The organism is Plesiomonas sp., from assembly GCF_051650925.1.
GTDB lineage: Bacteria > Pseudomonadota > Gammaproteobacteria > Enterobacterales > CAMTGL01 > Plesiomonas.
In genome coordinates this window covers 1-1,206 of the sequence record NZ_JBOFRH010000204.1, presented here as the reverse complement: position 1 = coordinate 1,206, position 1,206 = coordinate 1, and the positions used below count along the sequence as shown (strand labels likewise).

1 protein-coding gene is annotated in these 1,206 nt (G+C 45.3%); it reads right to left on the bottom strand.

What is annotated here, in order from left to right:
- Nucleotides 1-866 (bottom strand): methionine--tRNA ligase (metG, locus tag ACRC27_RS05030; RefSeq protein ID WP_438639327.1); only part of this gene is annotated, 866 nt, incomplete at its 3' end.
- Between the last annotated feature and the right edge of the window lie 340 nt (nucleotides 867-1,206).

Here is a 1,206-nt window from a genome sequence, read left to right as displayed (position 1 = left end):
TCAGTGTTCCAAAACTCGTCAAAATTGAGATCACTGCGCTTATCGCAAAGATTTTTGAATGACCCCATGTAGCCGATAGGTGCATCAAGCCAGACATAGAAGTACTTGCCCGGAGCGTCAGGGATCTCAAAACCAAAGTAAGGTGCATCGCGGGTGATATCCCACTGTTGCAGGCCTGACTCAAACCACTCCTGCATTTTATTGGCCACTTCATCTTGCAGTGTACCAGAGCGGATCCACGCCTTTAACATGCCTTCAAAAGAGGGCAGATCAAAGAAAAAGTGCTCAGTCTCTTTCATGACTGGTGTTGCACCTGATACTGCAGACTGTGGATTAATCAGCTCAGTTGGGCTGTAAGTTGCACCACACACTTCACAGTTATCACCGTACTGATCTTCTGCTTTGCATTTTGGGCACGTTCCTTTCACGAAACGGTCAGGCAAAAACATACTTTTTTCGGGATCAAAAAGCTGAGAAATTGTCCGCGTTTTGATAAAACCATTCTCTTTCAATCGGCCATAAATCATGCCCGCTAACTCACGGTTTTCATCACTGTGAGTTGAATGGTAGTTATCAAAACTGATATTAAAACCGGCGAAATCTTGTTGATGCTCACGGCTGACATCAGCAATCATCTGCTCTGGTGCGATACCCATTTGCTGCGCTTTGAGCATAATAGGCGTACCGTGTGCATCATCGGCGCACACAAAATAGGCTTCGTTCCCGCGCATACGCTGAAAACGTACCCAGATATCGGCCTGAATATGCTCAAGCATATGGCCAAGGTGGATAGAGCCGTTCGCATACGGCAGGGCACAGGTGACCAGAAGTTTTCTTGCTGAAATAGCCTTAGCATCTAGAGACATAATGATAGTTCTACTGTTTTAGTATCAGATTTACGAATCCCGTGATGTTACCGCATCATTCTGTTTGTCGCTACCCACAGCCTGTAATCAATGGGGTTGATTTACGAGTCAAATTCCCCCAACCTTGAGTGATACAGAGCAGCACTTCCATAACAAAAGGAGTAGTCGGAGTGAGCCTTAAGTCTCTTTTCGGCGTTGAGTCGGATATCAGCGCTAAAATAGTGCCGATTTTAGATACATTTACCCATACAACCTTATTGCAACCTTTAAGCCAGTTGCAGGCACTAAAACAAGCCAGTATCAAGCGTGATGAACTCACATTACGGCTTAGTATGCCTTT